The following is a 21,243-nucleotide window of genomic DNA, read 5'->3' as shown; positions in this document are numbered from 1 at the left end:
TTCTGATCGCTGTTCTATAAAGTTATCATGCCCTTAATCGTCGTAACAGCAGAACCTCCAACCTTTACCTGTATATGGCCTGCTCGTTTTGTTATTGTTGCCAATACAGTACCCGGTCGATTCATCGAATTCCCTTGTATTATGCGATATTGTTTAGATTCTCTTAATTGACCTTCCATATATAAATAACCGATTAAAGCACCATTAGCCGAACCTGTAACTGGATCTTCATTTACACCAACAGCTGGAGCAAAATCACGTGTGTAAATATCGACATTATGGTCATTTATATGCCGTGTGAATAAATGATTTGTGACAATTCCAAAATCCTTGTTCCACATTTTTAAATCTTCGAATAAAGGCGATGCTTGATCAATAGAAGCTTGGTTCTTCATCGGAACAACTAAGTGCCAATTTCCCGTATAAGCTAATTTTATTGGTAATTGTAAATCGAAATCCGTAACAGTAACACCCAGCATACTCGCTAAATGATCATTTTCTATATCCACTTGTTTAACTTTTGGCTCCACTTGTGTCATGATCATCAATAAATGATCTTCTTTTTGTTTAATTTCCACCGGAACACTTCCAACATTTGTTGCAAACGTCACAACAGCTGAACTTGACTTTAAATCGAACTTCTGAGCTATAACCCAAGCTGCTGCTAACGTTGCATGTCCACAAAAATCAACTTCGCAAAAAGGGGTGAAAAATTTGATCTGATAATCCGACTGATCAAGTTTACTGGAAAAAAGAAATGCCGTTTCTGAAAGGTTCATTTCATTAGCAATCTGTTGCATTTCGCTACTCGTTAACCCTTCAGCATTCGGAACGACACCGGCCGGATTACCACTAAAAGCTTGGTCTGTAAATGTATCAATATGAAATATATGATAATTCCTCATTGTTCATCTCCCCCTTTTTCTATTCATTATTGTCTGAATCATTATATGAAGCAATAGAAATAGTTTCTCTAATGGAAAAGCCCTAAAAAGAAATTCATTCTTTTAGGGCTTTTCCCATTGTATATTGATAGGCTTCAGCGAAATTAGCAGAGTTAGAGTAAAGACTCCGCACCATCGATGTGAATAACACTTCCTGTTATATGATTAGATTGCTCTGAAGCTAAGAAAGAGACTAGATCTGCTACTTGATCGGGCGAACCTGGCTTATGTTCTAACGGCTGTGAGCCTTCAGGGTATTCAATCGGAATACGAATTTTATCTAGTTCATCGTCCTCTTTAAACGTGTTTTCACCAATGTTTGTCTTTATTGCTCCAGGACAAACGATATTTACTCTAATTTTATAACGTGCTAATTCTAAGGCTGCCATTTTACCAAATGCAACCTGACCTGCTTTCGAAGCACTATATGCTGACATACCAAAACCTCGATATTTTCTCGTACCATTAATAGAGCTCGTGATAATAATGCTGCCACCATCCTTCTTCATATGAGGAATGGCGTATTTGGTTGCAAGAAATGTACTTCTTAGGTTAGTCGCTAGCGTCCTATCCCAATCATTCGCGCTTAAATCTTCAATTGGCTCGACTTTACCATTTATACCAGCATTCGCATAAACAACATCTAACCTTTCCCATTGATCAATGACTGCTTGATAGCTCTCTTTCATTCGCTGCTCATCAGAAACATCCGTATCAAGTACTAAAGCGCTACCACCTACATGCTCAATTTCCTGTTTCACTTCTAACGCCTTCTCTTCCTTAATATCCACAAGCGCTACTTTCAACCCTTGTCTTGCTAATGCAATTGCACTAGCGCGGCCAATTCCTGAAGAACCTCCAGTTATTATAGCTACTTTACCTGTATTTCCTTCAGTAGACATCGTTAACCTCCTAATTGAGAACGTGATTAACTTTATCCTACCCGGATTTTACCTTTAACAAACACAGGAGTGTGGCTTAACTGACCATTAGCGTTGGACGTGAAAAGCTCCAGATTGAAAGACGCTCTCTACTTCTTCTACGTTCACTTTCAACGAATCACCGAATATCGTATGCTTAATCGCAGCAGCAGCAGTAGAAAATTCTACTTTGTATAAATCATCCTTATTGAGCAAGTAAGAATATAAGAAGCCAGCTGTGAAGGCATCACCCGCACCAACACGATCAATAATGTCGATACTATATTTCTTAGAAAGGCTTACTTCTTCCGATGTGCCATTATACACAAGTCCTTGATAGTCATTTTTTGAGGCTGATATGACATCTCGAAATGATGAAACAATATATTGAAAACCAAATGTTTCATTAATAGTCTTATAGATCTTTTGATAGTCTTCTATTTCTGCAACTTCTACTAACGCGTGATCTAACCCTAGGAATGTAGTAAAATCGAGAAATCCTGCGAATGCTACATCTACGTATGGGAGAACTTGTAGAAATTTACTTTTCGCTTCATTGGTTGACCATAATTTAGCTCGATAATTAAAATCAAAGCTTACAGGGATCTTACGGCGAGCTGCTTCTTCCATAAATGCTTGTGATAGTCGAAAAGCTTGTTCACTAATACCTAATGTTATACCTGATACATGAAAAAGCTCAGCCCCATCAAAAACAGCATCCAAATCAAATTCTTCAATCTGAGCCTCTGAAATAGCAGAGTGCTTACGATCATAAACAACTTTACTCGAACGAATGGAGTAACCATTTTCAAGGAAATACGTTCCAAGTCGTTCTCCACCACGAATAATGTGAGACGTATCGACTCCATAGGCGTTAAATGATTGAATCGCCGCGTCACCAATTGCATGTGCTGGTATTTTCGATACGAGCGATGTTTGCAAACCAAATGATTGTAATGCGACCGCAACATTCCCTTCACTTCCACCGTAAATCGCATCGAACGACTGACTTCCTGAAATACGATCATGCCCCGGAGGAGATAACCTCAACAAAATTTCTCCTAAAGTAACTACCTTTTTCATTTAGCTTCCTCCTTCATCAAGAACGTATTTCTTTTATTTTATTGACAAATTGTTGAGCCGTTTCAATAATGTCATTAGAACTTCCCTTCGTTAATTGGCCACCAACTCCAACCGCACACACTCCTGCTTGAATCCAATCTTGAACATTCTCTAAACTTACGCCGCCTGTTGGCATGATATCAACATGTGGTAACGGTGCCTTAATATCTTTCACAATTGCTGGTGCTGCCATTCGTCCAGGAAAGAGCTTAATGACATCAACGCCAGCCTGTAACGCATGTGTGATTTCTGTAATCGTCATACATCCAGGCATGTACGGAACTTTATACAAATTGCATAGCTTCGCAGTCTCTTCATCAAATGCCGGTGAGACTATGAACGTTGCTCCTGCTAAAATGGCCAAACGAGCAGTTGTTGCATCTAGCACGGTTCCCGCACCAGCTAAACAACCTTCTGTACCTGATAAAGATTCAATCACATTGGAGGCATTTGGCGTTGTATACGTCAGTTCAATGATGTTCACTCCACCTTTGACACATGCTCTAGATATCCGTTCTGCTTCCTCTGCTGAATCACCTCTTACAACTGCAACAATTCCTGCTTGCTCAATTGCTTTTAACACTTCATATTTTTTCATTTTCTCTATTCTCCTCTCGTTATACACCTGAATAGGCTAAAAATCCTCCATCTACGGGTACTGTAATACCCGTTACGAACCCTGACATATTTTCATCAGCTAGCCAGAGTAACGTTCCTAACAAATCTTCAGGCTTACCAAAGCGACGCATCGGAGTATGACTGATAATCTTATCAGAACGAGGTGTTAATGAGCCATCTTCATTCGTTAATAGCTTCCGATTTTGCTCCGTTAAAAAGAATCCCGGAGCGATTGCATTCACTCTAATCCCTACATCGGCCATGTGAACGGCTAGCCATTGGGTAAAGTTTTCGATACCTGCTTTAGCAGCACTATAGGCTGGCACTTTTGTCATAGGCGAAGGTGCGCTCATTGATGACATATTGATGATCGTCGCGCCAGGTTGATTCATCATTTTTTGGGCAAATACTTGCGTCGGAATAATCGTTCCAATTAAATTTAAATTAAAAACAAATTGAAATCCCTCAGTCGTCATATCAAAAAACGTTTTTAGCTCATGATTATTCAAATCTTCTCGCTTTAACGTTTCATTTGTCGTTGTACCCTCTGGATGATTACCACCTGCACCGTTGATTAAGATGTCACAAACACCTAATTGACTAGATATCATCTCTTCTGCTTTTTGAACACTATCCATACTCAACACATCACATGCAATCGCTAGTGCCGTCCCACCTTCACGAACGATATCTTCTTCTACTCGTTTTCCTTTTTCTGCGGTTCTATTTAGAATCGCTACTTTAACCCCTTGTCGACCTAACTCTCTAGCCATTGCCCCGCAAAGAACTCCACTCCCACCTGTAATGACCGCTACTTTTCCTTTTAAATTTTCATTGTAAGCCAACATGAACATTAAGCCTCCTTTTCTTTATTTAATGCATCCCATATGCCCCATAAATACATAATTCCTAACGCACGGTCATATAAGCCATATCCTGGACGACACTTTTCATCCCAAATATGTCGACCATGATCAGGCCTTGCATACCCTGTAAAATCAATATCATAATATGCTTTCATAATATCGAGAATATGAACGGTTCCATCTTCTGACCGATGGGATGTTTCAATAAAATCACCATTTTCAAAGGTTTTCACGTTACGGATATGTGCAAAATGGATACGATCTGCAAATGAACGGACCATATCAGCTACATTATTCTCAAGATTAGCTCCCAAAGACCCACTACATAACGTCAATCCATTGTATTGATCATCGACTAGCTTTAAGAAGCGTTCAATATTTTTTTTACTTGTCATAATTCTTGGTAGTCCAAAAACGGAAAACGGTGGATCATCAGGGTGAATGGCCATCTTAATGTCATGTTTACGTGCTACTGGAATAATTTTTTCAAGAAAATAGTGTAGATGCTTCCATAGATCTTCTTCTGTTACACCTTCATATTGTCTGAACAAATTCGTTAAGTGCTTTAGGCGTTCTGGTTCCCAGCCTGGCATCGTCAAATGCGAATTTTCAGCGATTTCCTTTACAAGTTCCATCGGATCAGTATTAGTAATTTTAGCGTTTTCAAAAAAGAGAGCCGTTGAACCATCTGACATCTCCTTGAATAAATCGGTTCTAGTCCAATCAAATACTGGCATGAAGTTGTAGCAAATCACTTTTACTCCTACCTCTGCTAATCGTTCAATCGTTTGTATATAATTTTCAATATATTGATCTCTTGATGGTAAGCCTAATTTAATATCTTCATGGATATTTACACTTTCAACAACATCAATATGGAATCCGTATTGATTGGCTTGTCGCTTCACTTCCTTTATTCTTTCAAGTGGCCAAGCTTCCCCAGCTGGAATATCATGTAATGCCCAAACGAGCCCCTCCACTCCCGGAACTTGCTTAATATGTTCTAACGGAATGAAATCATTCCCTTCACCAAACCAGCGAAATACCATCCTCATCACACATCATCTCCTTCAACCGATAAATATTTTAACAACGTTTTCAACGCAATCGACAATAATGTTGATATGCATCTATAATATCGTTATTGACACATGTTAGCTTTGTCTTATTCTGCTTATTTCTCAAAATAATGAGGGTATTCTTTGAATAAGCGTTTTTGTTCTTCTTTTACTATTGAAAGATGCTTAATAATCATTTCTTTTACTATTGATTTATTTTTTTGCTTAATACCCTTTAATAAAATTTCATGTTGCTCTAATATAGGGTCCCAATCATAATTTTCAACTAAGCTTAAAAGCCTAACACGATTCAAGTGAACATTCACATGTTGAATGATGTTCCAGACTCTATTTTTGTTACAACCGCTAGCAATGGTTTGATGAAATTGTTCATCCAATTGAAAAAACTGTTCATAGTCTTTCATTTCGACACATTTTCTTTGCATATGTATGTTAACTTCTAGCTTAGCAAGTGCTGATTGATCAAACTCGTCACAAGCCGTTTCAAGTACAGCACGTTCAAGATGTTCACGAATAAATCGAGCCTCTTCTACATGATTTAAATCAATGAATGTAACAAATGACCCCCTTTGTGGGTACACTTCAAGTAACTGATCTTGCACAAGCTTTAAAAATGCTTCTCTTACAGGGGTTCTACTTACATTTAACCGTTCAGATATGTCTTTTTCTGATATATTTGTACCTGGTTCTAGCTTTAGTGTAATAATATTATCGCGAAGCACATGGTAGACATAATCCCTCGTTGATGAAAATGATTGTCGTATACCTTGATCTATGATCATATGACTACCCCCTTTCTGATTACCATACTACCATACTAGTATGAAGAAAGAAAGAAAATCTCCTGTTTTACAGTCATTTTTTCAGAGAACTATCTTTTTTTAATGCTCTCTATATTGATGGCCGATTATACGAAATAAAAACGAAACCTTTCTTCTAATCAAGGGTCTTTAAACCGATTATTCGCGCTATTCTATTTCGTAGTGAAAATAAACGATTGACCTAGTGTGGTGAAGATTGAAAAGTAGCAACAGATTTACCTACTTATTTCATTCTATTTATGATCGTCTCTAAACTTTCATAGGAAACGGCACCAATCACTTTATCTCGAATCACTCCATGTTCATCAATAAAATAAGTAGTAGGAGTATAATATGCTTCATATAAGTGCCTTGCTTCTCCTTCTTTATCTAATAAAACAGGAAAGGTTAATTTTTGTTCATTATGAACAATTTGCTCAACAACGTGTACGTTTTCTTCTTGCGTTGTTAAATTAACAGCAATAATCTTAACCCCTTTCTCATCGTAGTCTTGATAGAACTCTTGCATGTGTGGCATTTCAACTCTACAAGGCGGGCACCATGTCGCCCAAAAATTAAGAATAACCTTCTCACCTTGAAAATCAGATAAGCTTTTATTCTCTCCGTCAAATTGGGCTAACTGAATGTCGGGTGCATATTGACCGATTTGAATACCTATTTCGATTTCATCTGCAACGAACAGATTCTCATGCTCTTCTTCAAATAGATGATCCCCTATAACACCAACGTTTAAAGCACTAACAAGTAAAAGGGTTACAGAAGTCGATAGCCTTTTCCTTGAAGTGGTTTTGTCTCTCGATTGTAGATACATTGAAATAAGTATGCAGACACTGATGATCAGAAAAAGCAACTGACGTGATTGATAAACTAAAAACAATGTATCACCTGGATAGAAAAAACCGAGGAGTACTTGGGATAAGCTATAGATGATGGATAAAAATCTTAAATACAATCGATCATTCCAGAGAAACATCAAAACAAAACTCGCTACTATCATTTGCCCTATACTATAAAAAGGTAATTCTAGTATGTGTCTAATCTCAAAAACAGCTAATCCACTAATCATACAAATAAACAAAAGCCTTACATAACCGCGCATTAATTCATTATTTTTCTTCGATTGAATATAAAGATACACAATAGATACAATCACAGCCAAAATGATACCTCTTCGTCCTCCGTCAAAATACAGCACACTAAGGGGGTTGTCCCAAACATAGCTAAAATAGAAAAGAACATAACTAAACTTCCACGTTAAGAAGCTATAAAATAACGCATTAAATATCGCATCTATTTTCCATTTTTCATCATAGTTTCTATACTTCACAAACATGTACATAACGACATTTGCGACAATAAGAGCCATTACCATATACAACCATATTATTGGTATATTAAGTGATCCTAATTGAATATCGTTCATCATCTCTTCCCTCCTAAATCCTCTTTTCTTTCAAACTATACACTCAAAAGTATACAAGTCAAACGATCAACACGAGTTTAACCAAGTAGTTAGATTAATCATGAGCTAAACTTTCCAAAGAGAGTTCTATATTTTCACTAGTTTTCTTATGGACAACCTTTGTTATAATGCTTGGAATAAGAGAATAAGGAGGAAAAAGATGACAACACATAAAGGTGCTTATTATTCTGGGGAATACCGTAATCTTTTTCAATACTATGGATATTCTACAGAAGAGATTAATCAACGTATTGCAGTCACATGGAATCAGCTTTTTCATGGAGATGACGACACAAGAATTTACTATGAGGTCAATGATACACTCGCCTATATGTTAGATACAGGTAACGTTGATGTACGTACTGAAGGAATGTCGTACGGCATGATGATGGCTGTTCAAATGAATGATCAAGCAATGTTCGATAAACTGTGGAACTGGACCATGACTTATATGTATATGGATAGTGGTGAAAATGCAGGGTACTTTGCTTGGTCTTGTAAACCAGATGGGACAAAACTTGCTTATGGACCTGCGCCAGATGGTGAAGAATATTTTGCAATGGCATTATTTTTTGCTTCACATCGTTGGGGTGACCGAACCAATCCGTTTAATTACGGAGAACAAGCTAGAAAGCTTTTACATGACTGCGTTCATAAAGGGGAAAATAATGACGGATATCCGATGTGGAACCCAGATAATTATTTAATCAAATTTATACCGAACTGTGAATTTACTGATCCTTCTTATCACCTCCCCCATTTCTATGAGTTATTTAGCTTATGGGCTAATAAAGAAGATCGCTCCTTTTGGAAAAATGCTGCAACAGCTAGTCGTCACTACTTACCAAAAGCCTGCCATCCTATAACAGGATTAGCACCTGAATACTCATTTTATGATGGCAAACCAAATCATATTCGGGGCTTTGGCCACTTTTTCAGTGATTCCTATCGTGTTGCCGCAAATATTGGACTTGATAGTGAATGGTTTGGCGAGAACGACTGGGCACAGGAAGAAGCGGAAAAAATCCAATCCTTTTTTGCTAATATAGAACCCGATGATTATCGTCGTTATACAATTGAAGGAGAACCTTTCGAAGAGAAGTCGCTTCATCCAGTAGGCTTACTTGCAACAAATGCAATGGCAGCGCTCGCATCACCAGATGGCCCTAATGCTAAATCATCAGTTGAGCTTTTTTGGAATACTCCTGTTAGAAAAGGAGAAAGGCGTTATTATGATAACTGCCTATACCTATTTGCTATGCTTGCATTAAGTGGACAATTTAATATGTACTTTCCAAAGCAAGGCTCTTAATGGAAATTAGTTTCAAGGAAAAATTCGAATTCGTTCGGGTTTTTCTTTTTTCATTATTCAAGATCGTAAAATACGGCTATAAACGATACTTTCTCCAATCCCGGGATGAGAAAACGTCTGTGAGGCAGATGGCACAGGTGAAGAATGTTCTTCATGATGTTGGAAAGGGGCGTGTTAAGGTAGGATAAGTCTTCTTCATTTGCTCTTTCTATCGTACCAAGAGAACGTATGAAAACTATGCGTGGTGTGAATAATAGCCATTATAAAAACCTAACAAGAAGCTTTTGTGGGCACTGACACTGACAAGTCAACTTTTTCAGTGCCCTTACTTATTCTCCTCATTAGGTAATGTATTATGAAATTAGACTATTCAAAATCAACTAAAACATACATATGTTAAGATGCATTTTCTGCTGTTTTTTCCTCCAACGCTTCCTTTTTACGTTCTAAGCGCATAAACGCAACATGAGCATTCCCCATAATACAGAAACCGATCACGCTAAAGAAAAAGAGAGGTATTAAACCTTGAATAAAATCAAACAACAAATACAATAGAAACAGACCTAATAGCATAGATATAGTTATGAACGGACTAATAAATCCAATTAATATCGATTGCTTAATATATTGAAAAAATTTCAAATCAAAGTGTACATAAACAGGTATTAAATAAAGAACCAAAATTAAATATAAAAGTGCAGCAATTAAAAACACGCCTGTTAACAATGTCCCAACAAATCCACTAAGAGTGGAAAGAAAAACAAAGTCTACATATAGGACATAGCCAACTACGATTAACAAGAGGCCAAATAGGTTTGACTTTATAAATTCATTTTTATACGTTGTTGCAAATAGTTTAAATACTCTAACATGAGATTCGCCCATTAAAAATTTTCGATAAACGGTATACATAGCTACTGTTGCTGGCATAAAACCAAAAACACCTAAGCCTAGTACCGTGAAAATGATCCATAAAAAATTCAAATAGCAGGCATACATGATTTTCTCTGAAATACGATAAAAACTCCCCCACATACCTTCTTGATTGTTCATAAAACCACCTCCCATGTATCCCTTTTCATTATATCATAGATCAAATGAATAAACTATCTATCACTTATGAGTAAAACAGGTAAAAAAGCAAGTTCAGTGATTTCACTATTGAATTCATTTTTTATTTCTTTAAAAATAGATTCTTTCACATTCATCCCTCTGATTTCTGCACGACCTTCCAAAAAGATTGCTTAGGATTAAAATATTCATCAAATAAAAATGGCCAGTTTTTTCTCCCTTTCACTGGAAAGTTAGATAACCAAGTATAATCATCTGCAGCTCCCCAAAAAGTAACAGAGCTTATGACATCCCTATACTCTCTAAACAAGTTGAACATTTGTTCATAACGTCTCTCCTGTAAAGCGAGCATTTCCTTTGTCGGTGCCAATAAATCAGTTCGTTTATCCTCCCAAGAAAAAACAGAAAGATCCATTTCAGTTATCTGAACTTCAAGACCAAGTGATGCATACAATTCAATAGCTTGTTGTATATGTTCAATGGAAGGAGTGTGAATATTCCAATGGGCTTGCATCCCTACTCCATGAATAGGAACTTTTTTTTCTAGCAATGATTTCACAAGCTTATATATTTTATCTCGTTTTATTGGATCAGATTCATTATAATCATTATAAAAAAGTGTTGCATTCGGATCGGCTTTATTTGCTGTATGAAAAGCACGCTCAATAAATTCTTCCCCTGCCAATTCAAGCCATTGAGATTGTCTTAAAAAACGATCCTCTTCATCTGCAATCACCTCATTTACTACGTCCCAGCTATAAACCTGGTTTACATAACGACTTACTACTGTTTCAATATGTTGATCCATCCTCTTCAATAATCGTTCCCGGTCCACCGTTTGTCCAGATTCATTCTTAAACATCCAATTAGGACATTGATTGTGCCATACAAGTGTATGTCCTCTTACACCTAAATTATGTTCGTTTGCAAAGGAGACAAGTTGATCACTATAATCAAAATCAAATTCTCCTTCTTCGGGCTGTAGCATTTCTGGTTTCATTTCATTTTCTGCTGTGATGCTATTAAACTGTGTTGTTACTAAATCCTTTGCCGAGTGCAACGTCCATTTGTTAACCGCTGCTCCAATTTTAAAGTCGTCTTTAAACACTTCTTTTAATCGTGGTATTTCCTTTTTCATCATAATCTCCTCCAACAAATAGAAGAATGCCTCACCGTTACTAGAACGTTTTTAGTGAGACATCCTTACTTCACGTTACTTATTCCTTTACCCCACCTAAAGTTAAACCTTTAACAAAATATTTTTGTAAAAATGGATAGACCATAATAATTGGAACACTCGCTACAATCGTCATCGTAGCACGAATGGATGTTGGTGTAACACGCTCAGATTGTCCTGATTGAGAATCAGCGAATCCACTCGTAGCAGAACCTCCACCCATTGACATCGATGACGTTTGTAAGATTTTCATTAATTCATATTGCAATGTACTTAGAGATTGAATACTTGAGTTATACAAGAAAACATCAAACCATTGATTCCATTGGAAAACGGCTACGAACAAAGCAACTGTCGCAAGAACTGGTAACGAAAGAGGCAGCACAATTCGGAAAAAGATCGTAAAATCACCACCGCCATCAATTCGAGCTGATTCAAATAAACTCTCAGGTAATCCATCAATGAAGGAGCGCATAACAATCAAATTAAATGCACTAATTAATCCAGGTAAAATATATACCCAAAAACTCCCAATTAAGTGTAAGTCACGCATTAACAAAAATGTTGGAATTAAGCCACCGTTAAAATACATGGTTAATACAAAGATAATCGTAAATGATCTTCTAAATACAAATTCTTTTCGACTAATTGCATACGCAACCATAGCTGTAAATAGTAAAGATAAAACAGTACCCACCACTGTACGCAACACACTAATGAATGTTGCCTGATAAATAGCTGTTTGACCGAAAACATGCTCATAACTCTTAAATGAGAACTCCCTTGGCCAAAGGTAAATGCCACCCCGAATGGAATCAGACGCATCATTCAGTGAGATCGCCAATGTATTTAAAAATGGATAAAGCATCACGACACATAGTAAAATCATGAATATCGTATTCAATGTATCAAATATATAATCTTCTCGTGTTCTACGAATATTTCTTTTCTTTTTATTAAACAGACCCATGGCGCACCTCCTTTAGAATAATCTCGCCTGACCAAATTTTTTCGCTAACCCATTCGCTGCAAATAAGAAGACAAAGGCTACAACTGTTTTGAAGATACCAGCCGCAGTTGCAAGCGAGAAGTTCCCCATTGAAATACCATATTTCAATACAAAAATATCAATGTTCTCAGAATAATGATAGTTCATCGGGTTTCCTAATAAATATTGCGGTTCGAACCCAGACTCAAGAATGTAACCTAAGTTCATGATAACTAAAATAATAATAACTGGTTTCATAGCTGGAATCGTAATATGCATAATTCTTTGGATACGCGATGCACCATCTATTTCAGCTGCTTCATACTGTGATTGATCAATCATTGCTATAGCAGCTAAATAAATAATTGTATTCCATCCTACATTTTTCCATGTTTCCGCTGCACCAATAATCCCCCAGAAATACTCTCCTACTCCAAGCCACAAAATAGGTTCGTCAATAATACGTAAATTTGTCAAGAGGATATTCACGATACCATTTTCTAACGATAGTGTATAAGATACAATACTAGCCGCTACCACCCACGATAAGAAGTGAGGCATGTAACTAATAGTTTGTACAATTCGTCTAAATCCTACATTTCGAATTTCATTTAAAAGAACAGCTAAGCCAATTGCTGTAACAAATCCTAAAACCATATTAATAAAACTCATCGCAAACGTATTTCGTAATACGATTAAAAACGCATTATCTTGAAACAAAAACATAAAATGATCTAGACCTACCCATTCCTGTTCTGTAAAACTTCTAGCAGGTCGGTAGTCTTGGAAGGCCATCGTCCAGCCCCAAACCGGTAAGTAGCGAAATATTAAAACCCAAATAATAAATGGGACTGTCATAACTAAAAGCGCTTTTTGTTTAGAACATAGCCTTAATGTTTGTTTTAGCTTTGATTCTTTCTTCTGAATGGTTGGTATTTCAGGTGATGGCTGACTTTGTAAACTCAATGCTATCCCTCCTTAAACTCCTTCTTACATTTCATCCTTAACTTACTAATTCTCTACTTCATTTCCCCCTTTTAATCTAAAGCTCCTTCTGTAAGCGATTTCAACTAATACTGTTATTTTACCGCTTACAATTCATTTCAACGACCATTAAAACTATAGTTCTTACTTTGAAAAATTAATTTAGTACTCCATCCGACAATAATTTTTCTTTTTCATCCACTTCATACTTAGGAAATCTTGAAAATATTCATTACAGAATAAATGTTTACAAAAAGTTAGAAAAAACCACGCTCCCTCTACCAGGATGGGGGGAAAGCTCCTGCAGGCGAGGTGGGCACTGAACTAACATGCTAAGCCAGTGGATTTTAGCTTGCTCTCTCCTCCTGCTGGATTTGGCCACACCGTCCCGTCCGCTCACAAATCACATTGCTTTAGCAAATCGTTCTCTACGCCGTTGGAGACTGTCACATTAAACATACAAATAAGCTACTTTGAGTAAGGTTGACTCTCAAAGTAGCTTATACAAACTACGAGGGTTTCATTTCATTACTAGCTGGGCATATGATTTCTACTGTAGTTCCTTTCCCTAATTCACTTACCATTTTGAATGAAAACTGATCGCCATATAGTAATTTCATCCGATAATATACGTTTCGAATACCAACCCGATCTCCCATTGATTCATCAGCTTCTAATGAATGTAAATAATCCTTAAGAAATGATTGCTCCATTCCTACACCATTATCTGTCACCGTACATACGATGTAATCCTGGGATTTCATAATCTTAACCGTGATAAAACCATTCCCTAACTTCGGTTCAACTCCATGAATACTTGCATTTTCTACAAATGGAGTGAAAGCCATATTTGGTACCATACAACCTTTAACATTCTCATCCAATTGAACATGATAGCTTAGCTTTTCACCGAAACGATACTGCTGTATTTCTAAGAAGTACTCAAGCATTTTTACTTCCTCTTCTACACGAACCCACTCCTTGCCCCAAGAAATTGAATTTCGCAATATCTTAGCCATGTTCTTTATGATATGAGCCGTTTCGTTTTCATCTTTTAACATACTTCGCATACGAATTGTCTCTAACGAATTAAATAAGAAATGCGGATTAATTTGACTTTGTAATGCGCTTAACTGCGCCTGCTTACTTTTTAACTCCAAATCTTTCTTTTGAATATTGGCAATGTATACATCATTGATTAAGTCTTTTATCTTCTTAGACATATGATTAAACTCTGATGTTAATTGACCTATCTCATCTTTGTACTCAACTCCTTCAATAATATCAAACTTTTGATTTTTTACTCTTTTCATCTTTCGAAGAATTCGTAGTAAACGAACATGAAGTGAGCTTGTTATATAAATAATAATAAAGGATGGTACAAAGAAATTAATCGAGGCCATAATAAAAATAAACCGTCTAGAATTGTGCGCCTCCTCAAGCGCTACACTTTCAGAAACCACACCAATGACTTGCCAATTTTCCATATAATGATCATGGTACGTTTCAGAAAAAAGCAACGAATCCGCTGAAACATACTTTTCCGAGAAAATACGATTGTCTGTTTCAATTTCATTTAACTCCGTACTGTAAAGGATTTCATTTTGCTTATTAACTAAATACACGTCTCCTTGAAACGTTGCATTTTCAAACGCTTTTCTGATCATTTCTGTATTTAAGTCTATTTTAACAATTTTGACTTTTGTATTACTGTGAAAGTGATTAAGTATCCTTACAATACTAAAAACATTCGTTTCAGGGCTATTTTCGTCAACTGTTCGTATAACTCTAGGCATATAAGATGTCGACTGTAACACGTCATGAATCCATTCCTTAGTAGCAGCACTTTCAGTTACGTTCCGTACACCACCTGCATACAAAACCGTTGGATTATCAGTATATAATAATATATTCTGGATGGAATTATATAGAGCACTGTACTTATAATTTCGCCAGACATTATCATAATCCTGAACATACTCAACGATCGATTCATAATCTTTTTCAAGGAAGTCATGTAATAGCTTATCCGTATATAATGTCGACGAAATACCTATAGCATCATTCACAACTCGTTCAAAGCTATCAGCCATATGCTCTACTGCTAATGTTAAATCTGCCTCCTTTTGCTTCTTCACATTACTAATTGTCACATGATAAAAAATAATATTCGTTAATAATATTGGAATAAAAACGGAGAAAAAATAAATGATTAACAATTTATTTTTTAAGTTAATATTATTCAGATGAAATTTCTTCATGGATAACCCTCTTTTATTTCGTATCACTTTCTTTAAGAATTTGATTTCGATATTCAGTAGGTGTCATTTTCTTAATTTTCTCAAACTGTGTTACAAAATAATCTGGACTTTGGAAACCAACCTTCTCAGCAATTTCATACACCCGTAAATTCGTTTGTCGTAATAGCCTCTTTGCTTCCTCTATCCTCACTTCTAGTAAATATTCCTTGAAATACATTCCGTAAGCTTTCTTAAATAATTGTCCCATATAAACTGGATTCATAAAAAACTGAGTCGCTATACTTTTTAAACTAATATTTTTATGGAAATTGGCTTCAATGTATTTTTTGACCTTTTGAATATCGCCCTTTCCATTCTGCTTTCTTAACTCTATTAAATAATTGGATGTTTCTACGACAAAATGAATAAACATTTCCTTTAGTTGTTCAAAAGTAAGTGAGTAGTGATGCCACCTTAACATGAATGGTAATTTTGTTAATTCACTCTCATCACCTTCCATGCTTCGAATTGTTTTTATCACACTATGAATACATCTATTAATCGATGTCTTAATCGCTTCTGGAGCAAATAACTTTGACTGAAACTCTTCAAACATGATATCGACCGCTGATAGAGCCTCACCTTGATTGTTCTCCTCAATTGCTGCCAATAGAGTGTGATAAATCGACGTCTCCATTTCAGTATGATTAATCGCTTTCTCTTCTATGTCTTTGAAAAAAAGTGGACGATGATTTAATATCGTATATTTATATTGCATCGTAACATTGGCTGTTTCAAATGAAATCGATACATTTTCAAGATTTTCTACTCGTTGTCCAATATAAAGTGATATCGCTTTCTCTAAACGTCGTTCCAATAATTCTTGTAATTTTTCAATAAAAATATCGAGTGAGTTCATGCAACGATAAAATAAAGCATCAGAAATCACCATTCCATAGCTATGACGTTGATGATTCCTTATAGGTAAAGGTATCTTATCTGATAATAGCTCTCCTATGACATGCTCGATTTTAATTTGTTCATTTTGAAACCATATATCTTCTTCCTCTTCAAGCGATGCTGTATTTACTTCTACAATTAAATAATAAAAACAACTTGCTTTTTGTGACTGTAAAATATCATGAAAGTCATGGACATATTCGCTTTTTCCACTTATTAATTCTTCTAATTTCGTTGAAATTTGTACTTTTTCATTATTTTGTTTCATCACTTTCTCTTCTTTTAGTGTTGTTGCTAGCTGCTTTAATGTATCTTCTAATTCTTCCTTTTCTATTGGTTTTAAAATGAAATCATATACCCCATACCGAACTGCTTTTTGTGCATATTTAAAATCACTATATCCACTTAGTATAATAAATTTTGTATTTAATCGTTTTTCTTCAATAACTGATCGTATCAATTCTAATCCATCCAAAACAGGCATTCTTATATCTGTTATAACAACATCTGGTTCGTATTCTTCTATTTTTTGTAGTGCTCCTTCACCATTATCTGCTTCTGCACATACTTCATACCCACAGTCCTCCCAATTAATAAGGTTCTTTAAACCAATTCTTACAAACTGCTCATCATCTACTAAAATGACTTTATTTAGCATTTTTTTGACCCCTTTCACGCAGGAAGACTTAAAACAACTATGTCTCTATTGTATTACTTTTCAGGCTGATTGAAAACGATTCCATAAATAATGTTACAGCATCCAGTTTCCTTAAATGGAAGCAAAACCTCCTATGAAGCAAGGCTCCTTAAGAGGTTTTATCATTTTCTTAACTATTTAGTGACAATTTCTTCAAATGTAATCGTTTGCAAGCGAAGAGTAATCATAAAAAAATATGTACAAATTATTATAATCAATTTAAAGGGTTTTCGAACTATAAAAACTTTAGTATTAACCTAATTAAATTAACAAATTTTCAACTTAACTATGGAAACATGGGTCATTTCAAGGAAATTGATTGCATGTGTTAGTGGTTAACAACATATAAATAGCTGAATCCTTTTTGTCTAAATATAATAAAGCACATCAAAAGTAAAGGTGTGGGTAAAATGACTCTCTTATCAGGTAAACAATTTATTAACCGCTTAGATCAAATGAATAATGACGTTTGGGTTGCAGGTGAAAGAATCCTAGGGAAAATCTCAGAACATCCAGCATTTAAAGGAATTTTAGGAACTAAAGAACACATCTATAATATGTATCACGATGAAGCGTACCAGGCGAAATTGACCTACTTCAACAATGGTATATACAATAAAATATCTTTTCAGACACCAAAAACGATTGACGATTTACAAAAAAGAAGGCAAGCAACTCAATTAATCGCTCGAACAAATGGAGGAACGATCGGCCGTTCTCCTGATTATATTCACACTGCTATTATGACATTAAGTCAGTCCAAGTCTTTCTTTGATACTCGATTTCAAAAAAACCTTTCTTCTGCATTAGAACGTGCAATCGAAAATGACCTATCATATACTCATTCATTCGTAAATCCACAAACAAATAGATCAACACACTATACTGAATACTTAAATGATTTAAAAGAGGAAGAGATTGTTGCAGCTCGAATGCTGCATGAAACAGAGGAAGGGATTATCATTCATGGAGCTAGATTGCTTGCAACACAGGGTGGTATAACGGATGAGATTCTCGTACTCCCTGCAGCAAGTACAATAATGGAACCGTGGTATGCATTTGCGTTCACCATTTCTTCCAACACAAAAGGCGTGCGTTTTTATTGTCGAGAGCCTTACTCGACTTCAACAAATAACAATTCATATAACTATCCACTTAGCTCAAGGTTTGATGAAATTGATACGGTCGTTGTCTTTGATCATGTTCTGATCCCTTGGGATCGTATATTCTTTTACAATGATTGCGAACGAGCTAAAACAGTTTTTCAACAAACGGATCTCAATATGATGCTTCTTTTCCAAGCAGTATCTCGACAAATTATTAAAACTGAATTTTTACTAGGAATCAGTGAAGCACTAGCTTCGTCTATAGCCATTACCCAATACCAGCATATCCAAGAAAAAATAAGCGAAATAATTGTAACGTTAGAAATCATGAAAGCTCTACTCTTTCGTGCTGAACAAAAAGCATCGCCTAATGCTTATGGCATGATGGTACCATTAGCAACTCCACTTATGACCGCTTCAACATTTTATCAAAAAATGTACCCTAAAATGACTGACTTCCTCCAGCAAATAGGAGCAAGCGGACTGATTTCTCTTCCTACTGAGGCTGATTTCGAACTAGATCCAACGTTATCCCTTGAGCATTATTTACGTTCTCAAACATCGGATGGAAAAAAGAAGGTTCAGCTTTCAAGATTAGCGTGGGACTTAACGATGAGTGCCTTTGGTTCAAGACAAACGCAATATGAAAGGTACTTTTTTGGAGACCCTATACGACTCGCTTCGGCGCTTTATCAAGCCTATCCAAAAGAACCATTCACTAATCATATTCATCATTTTTTAAAAGAATAGTTAAAAGTCAAAATACAAGCGTAAAGGCACTGAAAAAGTTTGGTTTTAACCTTTTTAAGTGCCTTTACCTTTTTCATATTTTAAGTGAAGAATAAGGTTGGCTTTTCTATTACTAAACTTTTTTAAACTTTTCTACAAGCACCACGTTTGAATCGCTTTCGCAACACCATCTTCTTCATGACTTGATGAAATCCAATTTGCAGCTTCCTTTACTACCTCTTGTGCATTTCCCATAGCCACACCCATTCTAGCCTCTTGAATCATCGCTAAATCATTAATACTATCACCTATTGCCATAACATTTTCCAAAGTGAACCCTAACTTATGACACACAAATTCTATAGCCTTTGCCTTGTTAACACCGATTGCATTAATTTCTAAATTAGTCGGGCTGGAATTTGTAATTTCTAGCGTACCTAATTTTGATAAATCTTCATATATTAGTTCTCTGATTCTATCATCTTCAATGTCAAACCCAAATTTCATCCATTCATGGGAATGAATATCTTCTGCCGGAAATACCTCGCGCCACACATTATCTACTGAAGCGGCCCAACAATATGTTTGGTGCTTCTCCTTTAAACGCCACATATATTCAACTAAATCTGAATCGAGGGTTTTTCGTTCAATGAGCTCAAGTGAATCGTCCCAAACCTCACTTCCATTAACCGTAATTAAATAAGAATTTAATGATAAATTTTCAATTAATGGATCCAGAGTCATTCTCGTTCTTCCTGTGTTAATGACTACATGAATCCCTTGATCTTGCGCAGCCTTGATTGCATTTCGGTTTTCATTAGAGATTTGATGCTCCTTATTCAATAGTGTTCCATCCATATCAATTGCAATTAATTTAATATTTACTTCTTTCTCAGCCTTCTCTGCCATGTTAAACCTCCACATTCCAATTGTTATCTACAACAGATACATTTATTGTAGAATAGGATCAATTATTAGGCAAATTCAAGTTGTAAATGGTATAGTAAAAGTAGAATTTCTAAGGAGGATGATATTGTGTCAAACGAGACAACCTTTGTAGCATACGTTGGTACATACACAAATGGAGAGAGCAAAGGAATTTATCGCTTATCGCTTAATCCTAAGGAAGCAACTATTCAAAATTTACAAGTTGCTGCTGAAATAGAAGGCCCAACATACTTAACGCTAAGTTCAACGAATTCACATCTATATGCAGTTGGAAAAGAAGGAGAACAAGGCGGAGTTGTAGCATATTCGATTAATGAGGATCATTCATTAACAGAGTTGAACCGACAGTTAAGTGTTGGGAGCTCTCCTTGTCATGTTCAATTAAATGAAAAAGATGACTTATTATTTTCTGCAAATTATCATAAAGGACAAGCAGATGTTTACCCTATTCTATCAGATGGTTCTTTACAGCCTTCCTATTCTACAGTAACTCATGAAGGTCACGGACCTAACGAAGCTAGACAAGAAAAGGCACATGCTCATTTTGCTGGTTTAACTCCTGATGGAAAATATGTCACCGTCGTTGACTTAGGAACAGATACAATTGCTTTATACAAATTACGTAACCAAACGTTAGAATTACATAAAGAAATGAGTGTTAAACCTGGATCTGGACCTAGACACATTCGTTTCTCAAACGATGGAAAATTTGCATACGTAAATGCTGAGTTAAGCTCAGAGCTCATTGTATTTTCATACGATAGCGAGCAAGGGTTACTAGAAGAAATCCAAACCGTATCCACATTACCTGAAGGCTTTACCGGTGAAAATACAGGAGGAGCTATTCATTTATCAAAAAATGGCCGTTTCATTTATGCTTCCAACCGTGGACACGATAGTATTGCTCACTTTACGATTGATGAACATACAGGTAAGGTTAAAAGAAATGCGATTACATCAACAGGTGGAGAACACCCTCGAGACTTTACCATTGACCCAAGCGGTAGATACCTCTTAGCAGCGAATAGAGATACGAGTAATATTGTCCTTTTCAATATTAATGACCAAACTGGTTCACTAACGTCAGCTAATGTTCAGGTGAAAGCACCAAATCCTGTTTGTGTGAAATTTCTCCATCAATAACATAAGGTATGAAAAAAGCGCACTGCCTGGGACATTCTCTCTGCTCAGTGCGCTTA

18 protein-coding genes are annotated in these 21,243 nt (G+C 36.0%); 3 read left to right on the top strand and 15 right to left on the bottom strand.

What is annotated here, in order from left to right:
• Positions 1 to 14 precede the first annotated feature (14 nt).
• From ACERJO_RS09500 to ACERJO_RS09465, 8 genes are all read right to left on the bottom strand, one after another.
• Complete coding sequence (locus ACERJO_RS09500; RefSeq protein ID WP_373647330.1) at positions 15 to 905, bottom strand: PhzF family phenazine biosynthesis protein; 891 nt, start codon at positions 903 to 905, stop codon at positions 15 to 17.
• A gap of 152 nt (positions 906 to 1,057) precedes the next feature.
• Positions 1,058 to 1,846, bottom strand: coding sequence for an SDR family oxidoreductase (locus tag ACERJO_RS09495; RefSeq protein ID WP_247106735.1), 789 nt, complete (start codon positions 1,844 to 1,846; stop codon positions 1,058 to 1,060).
• 87 nt (positions 1,847 to 1,933) lie between these two features.
• The gene (locus ACERJO_RS09490; RefSeq protein WP_373647329.1) at positions 1,934 to 2,947 is read right to left on the bottom strand and encodes a PfkB family carbohydrate kinase; all 1,014 of its coding nucleotides are present in this window, start codon (positions 2,945 to 2,947) and stop codon (positions 1,934 to 1,936) included.
• 16 nt (positions 2,948 to 2,963) lie between these two features.
• Positions 2,964 to 3,584 carry a bifunctional 2-keto-4-hydroxyglutarate aldolase/2-keto-3-deoxy-6-phosphogluconate aldolase gene (locus tag ACERJO_RS09485; RefSeq protein WP_247106737.1) on the bottom strand — a complete coding sequence of 207 codons (621 nt, stop codon included), beginning with the start codon at positions 3,582 to 3,584 and terminating at the stop codon, positions 2,964 to 2,966.
• 19 nt (positions 3,585 to 3,603) lie between these two features.
• Entirely contained in the window at positions 3,604 to 4,452 is an 849-nt protein-coding gene (locus ACERJO_RS09480; RefSeq protein ID WP_247106738.1) for an SDR family oxidoreductase, read from the bottom strand.
• A 5-nt stretch (positions 4,453 to 4,457) separates the two neighbouring features.
• Positions 4,458 to 5,525 (bottom strand): mannonate dehydratase, encoded by a 1,068-nt coding sequence (uxuA, locus tag ACERJO_RS09475; RefSeq protein ID WP_373647328.1) that lies wholly within the window; start codon positions 5,523 to 5,525, stop codon positions 4,458 to 4,460.
• Between the two features lie 119 nt (positions 5,526 to 5,644).
• Positions 5,645 to 6,331 carry a GntR family transcriptional regulator gene (locus tag ACERJO_RS09470; protein WP_247106740.1) on the bottom strand — a complete coding sequence of 229 codons (687 nt, stop codon included), beginning with the start codon at positions 6,329 to 6,331 and terminating at the stop codon, positions 5,645 to 5,647.
• A 262-nt stretch (positions 6,332 to 6,593) separates the two neighbouring features.
• Positions 6,594 to 7,796 (bottom strand): redoxin domain-containing protein, encoded by a 1,203-nt coding sequence (locus tag ACERJO_RS09465; protein WP_373647327.1) that lies wholly within the window; start codon positions 7,794 to 7,796, stop codon positions 6,594 to 6,596.
• Positions 7,797 to 7,992: 196 nt separating this feature from the next.
• Here ACERJO_RS09465 and ACERJO_RS09460 point away from each other — a divergent pair, with 196 nt between their 5' ends.
• Positions 7,993 to 9,144 (top strand): family 8 glycosyl hydrolase, encoded by a 1,152-nt coding sequence (locus ACERJO_RS09460; protein ID WP_373647326.1) that lies wholly within the window; start codon positions 7,993 to 7,995, stop codon positions 9,142 to 9,144.
• 396 nt (positions 9,145 to 9,540) lie between these two features.
• Here the strand turns inward: ACERJO_RS09460 and ACERJO_RS09455 are convergent, their stop codons facing one another.
• The 6 genes from ACERJO_RS09455 to ACERJO_RS09430 all read right to left on the bottom strand — a co-directional run bounded on the left by ACERJO_RS09455 (position 9,541) and on the right by ACERJO_RS09430 (position 17,222).
• Complete coding sequence (locus ACERJO_RS09455) at positions 9,541 to 10,197, bottom strand: YesL family protein (protein ID WP_247106743.1); 657 nt, start codon at positions 10,195 to 10,197, stop codon at positions 9,541 to 9,543.
• Between the two features lie 151 nt (positions 10,198 to 10,348).
• A complete protein-coding gene (locus tag ACERJO_RS09450) occupies positions 10,349 to 11,353 on the bottom strand; it encodes an endo-1,4-beta-xylanase (protein WP_373647325.1) in 1,005 nt (334 codons plus the stop codon).
• 79 nt (positions 11,354 to 11,432) lie between these two features.
• Positions 11,433 to 12,362 carry a carbohydrate ABC transporter permease gene (locus tag ACERJO_RS09445; protein WP_247106745.1) on the bottom strand — a complete coding sequence of 310 codons (930 nt, stop codon included), beginning with the start codon at positions 12,360 to 12,362 and terminating at the stop codon, positions 11,433 to 11,435.
• 12 nt (positions 12,363 to 12,374) lie between these two features.
• On the bottom strand, positions 12,375 to 13,238 hold the full coding sequence (locus ACERJO_RS09440; RefSeq protein ID WP_081728007.1) for an ABC transporter permease: 864 nt from the start codon (positions 13,236 to 13,238) through the stop codon (positions 12,375 to 12,377).
• Positions 13,239 to 13,873: 635 nt separating this feature from the next.
• Complete coding sequence (locus tag ACERJO_RS09435) at positions 13,874 to 15,625, bottom strand: cache domain-containing sensor histidine kinase (RefSeq protein WP_247106746.1); 1,752 nt, start codon at positions 15,623 to 15,625, stop codon at positions 13,874 to 13,876.
• A gap of 13 nt (positions 15,626 to 15,638) precedes the next feature.
• The gene (locus ACERJO_RS09430; RefSeq protein ID WP_247106747.1) at positions 15,639 to 17,222 is read right to left on the bottom strand and encodes a response regulator transcription factor; all 1,584 of its coding nucleotides are present in this window, start codon (positions 17,220 to 17,222) and stop codon (positions 15,639 to 15,641) included.
• 449 nt (positions 17,223 to 17,671) lie between these two features.
• Here ACERJO_RS09430 and hpaB point away from each other — a divergent pair, with 449 nt between their 5' ends.
• Entirely contained in the window at positions 17,672 to 19,117 is a 1,446-nt protein-coding gene (hpaB, locus tag ACERJO_RS09425) for a 4-hydroxyphenylacetate 3-monooxygenase, oxygenase component (protein WP_247106748.1), read from the top strand.
• Positions 19,118 to 19,249: 132 nt separating this feature from the next.
• Here hpaB and ACERJO_RS09420 read toward each other — a convergent pair whose 3' ends face one another.
• Positions 19,250 to 20,005, bottom strand: coding sequence for a Cof-type HAD-IIB family hydrolase (locus ACERJO_RS09420; protein ID WP_373647324.1), 756 nt, complete (start codon positions 20,003 to 20,005; stop codon positions 19,250 to 19,252).
• Positions 20,006 to 20,131: 126 nt separating this feature from the next.
• Here ACERJO_RS09420 and ACERJO_RS09415 point away from each other — a divergent pair, with 126 nt between their 5' ends.
• Positions 20,132 to 21,187: a lactonase family protein gene (locus ACERJO_RS09415; protein ID WP_247106750.1), complete on the top strand. Its 1,056-nt coding sequence runs from the start codon at positions 20,132 to 20,134 to the stop codon at positions 21,185 to 21,187.
• Positions 21,188 to 21,243 lie beyond the last annotated feature (56 nt).

It is taken from the genome of Halalkalibacter sp. AB-rgal2 (genome assembly GCF_041821005.1).
GTDB lineage: Bacteria > Bacillota > Bacilli > Bacillales > Bacillaceae_D > Halalkalibacter.
This window is presented reverse-complemented; position numbering and strand designations above follow the sequence as displayed.

Excerpts from the sequence above, each read along its gene's own strand:
- ACERJO_RS09470 (WP_247106740.1), bottom strand. The coding sequence starts at position 6,331 with ATGATCATAGATCAAGGTATACGACAATCATTTTCATCAACGAGGGAT.
- ACERJO_RS09430 (WP_247106747.1), bottom strand. The coding sequence starts at position 17,222 with ATGCTAAATAAAGTCATTTTAGTAGATGATGAGCAGTTTGTAAGAATT.
- ACERJO_RS09495 (WP_247106735.1), bottom strand. The coding sequence starts at position 1,846 with ATGTCTACTGAAGGAAATACAGGTAAAGTAGCTATAATAACTGGAGGT.
- ACERJO_RS09445 (WP_247106745.1), bottom strand. The coding sequence starts at position 12,362 with ATGGGTCTGTTTAATAAAAAGAAAAGAAATATTCGTAGAACACGAGAA.
- ACERJO_RS09480 (WP_247106738.1), bottom strand. The coding sequence starts at position 4,452 with ATGTTGGCTTACAATGAAAATTTAAAAGGAAAAGTAGCGGTCATTACA.
- ACERJO_RS09485 (WP_247106737.1), bottom strand. The coding sequence starts at position 3,584 with ATGAAAAAATATGAAGTGTTAAAAGCAATTGAGCAAGCAGGAATTGTT.
- ACERJO_RS09440 (WP_081728007.1), bottom strand. The coding sequence starts at position 13,238 with ATGACAGTCCCATTTATTATTTGGGTTTTAATATTTCGCTACTTACCG.
- ACERJO_RS09450 (WP_373647325.1), bottom strand. The coding sequence starts at position 11,353 with ATGAAAAAGGAAATACCACGATTAAAAGAAGTGTTTAAAGACGACTTT.
- ACERJO_RS09465 (WP_373647327.1), bottom strand. The coding sequence starts at position 7,796 with ATGATGAACGATATTCAATTAGGATCACTTAATATACCAATAATATGG.
- ACERJO_RS09490 (WP_373647329.1), bottom strand. The coding sequence starts at position 2,947 with ATGAAAAAGGTAGTTACTTTAGGAGAAATTTTGTTGAGGTTATCTCCT.
- ACERJO_RS09500 (WP_373647330.1), bottom strand. The coding sequence starts at position 905 with ATGAGGAATTATCATATATTTCATATTGATACATTTACAGACCAAGCT.
- hpaB (WP_247106748.1), top strand. The coding sequence starts at position 17,672 with ATGACTCTCTTATCAGGTAAACAATTTATTAACCGCTTAGATCAAATG.
- ACERJO_RS09460 (WP_373647326.1), top strand. The coding sequence starts at position 7,993 with ATGACAACACATAAAGGTGCTTATTATTCTGGGGAATACCGTAATCTT.
- ACERJO_RS09455 (WP_247106743.1), bottom strand. The coding sequence starts at position 10,197 with ATGAACAATCAAGAAGGTATGTGGGGGAGTTTTTATCGTATTTCAGAG.
- ACERJO_RS09435 (WP_247106746.1), bottom strand. The coding sequence starts at position 15,625 with ATGAAGAAATTTCATCTGAATAATATTAACTTAAAAAATAAATTGTTA.
- ACERJO_RS09420 (WP_373647324.1), bottom strand. The coding sequence starts at position 20,005 with ATGGCAGAGAAGGCTGAGAAAGAAGTAAATATTAAATTAATTGCAATT.
- uxuA (WP_373647328.1), bottom strand. The coding sequence starts at position 5,525 with ATGAGGATGGTATTTCGCTGGTTTGGTGAAGGGAATGATTTCATTCCG.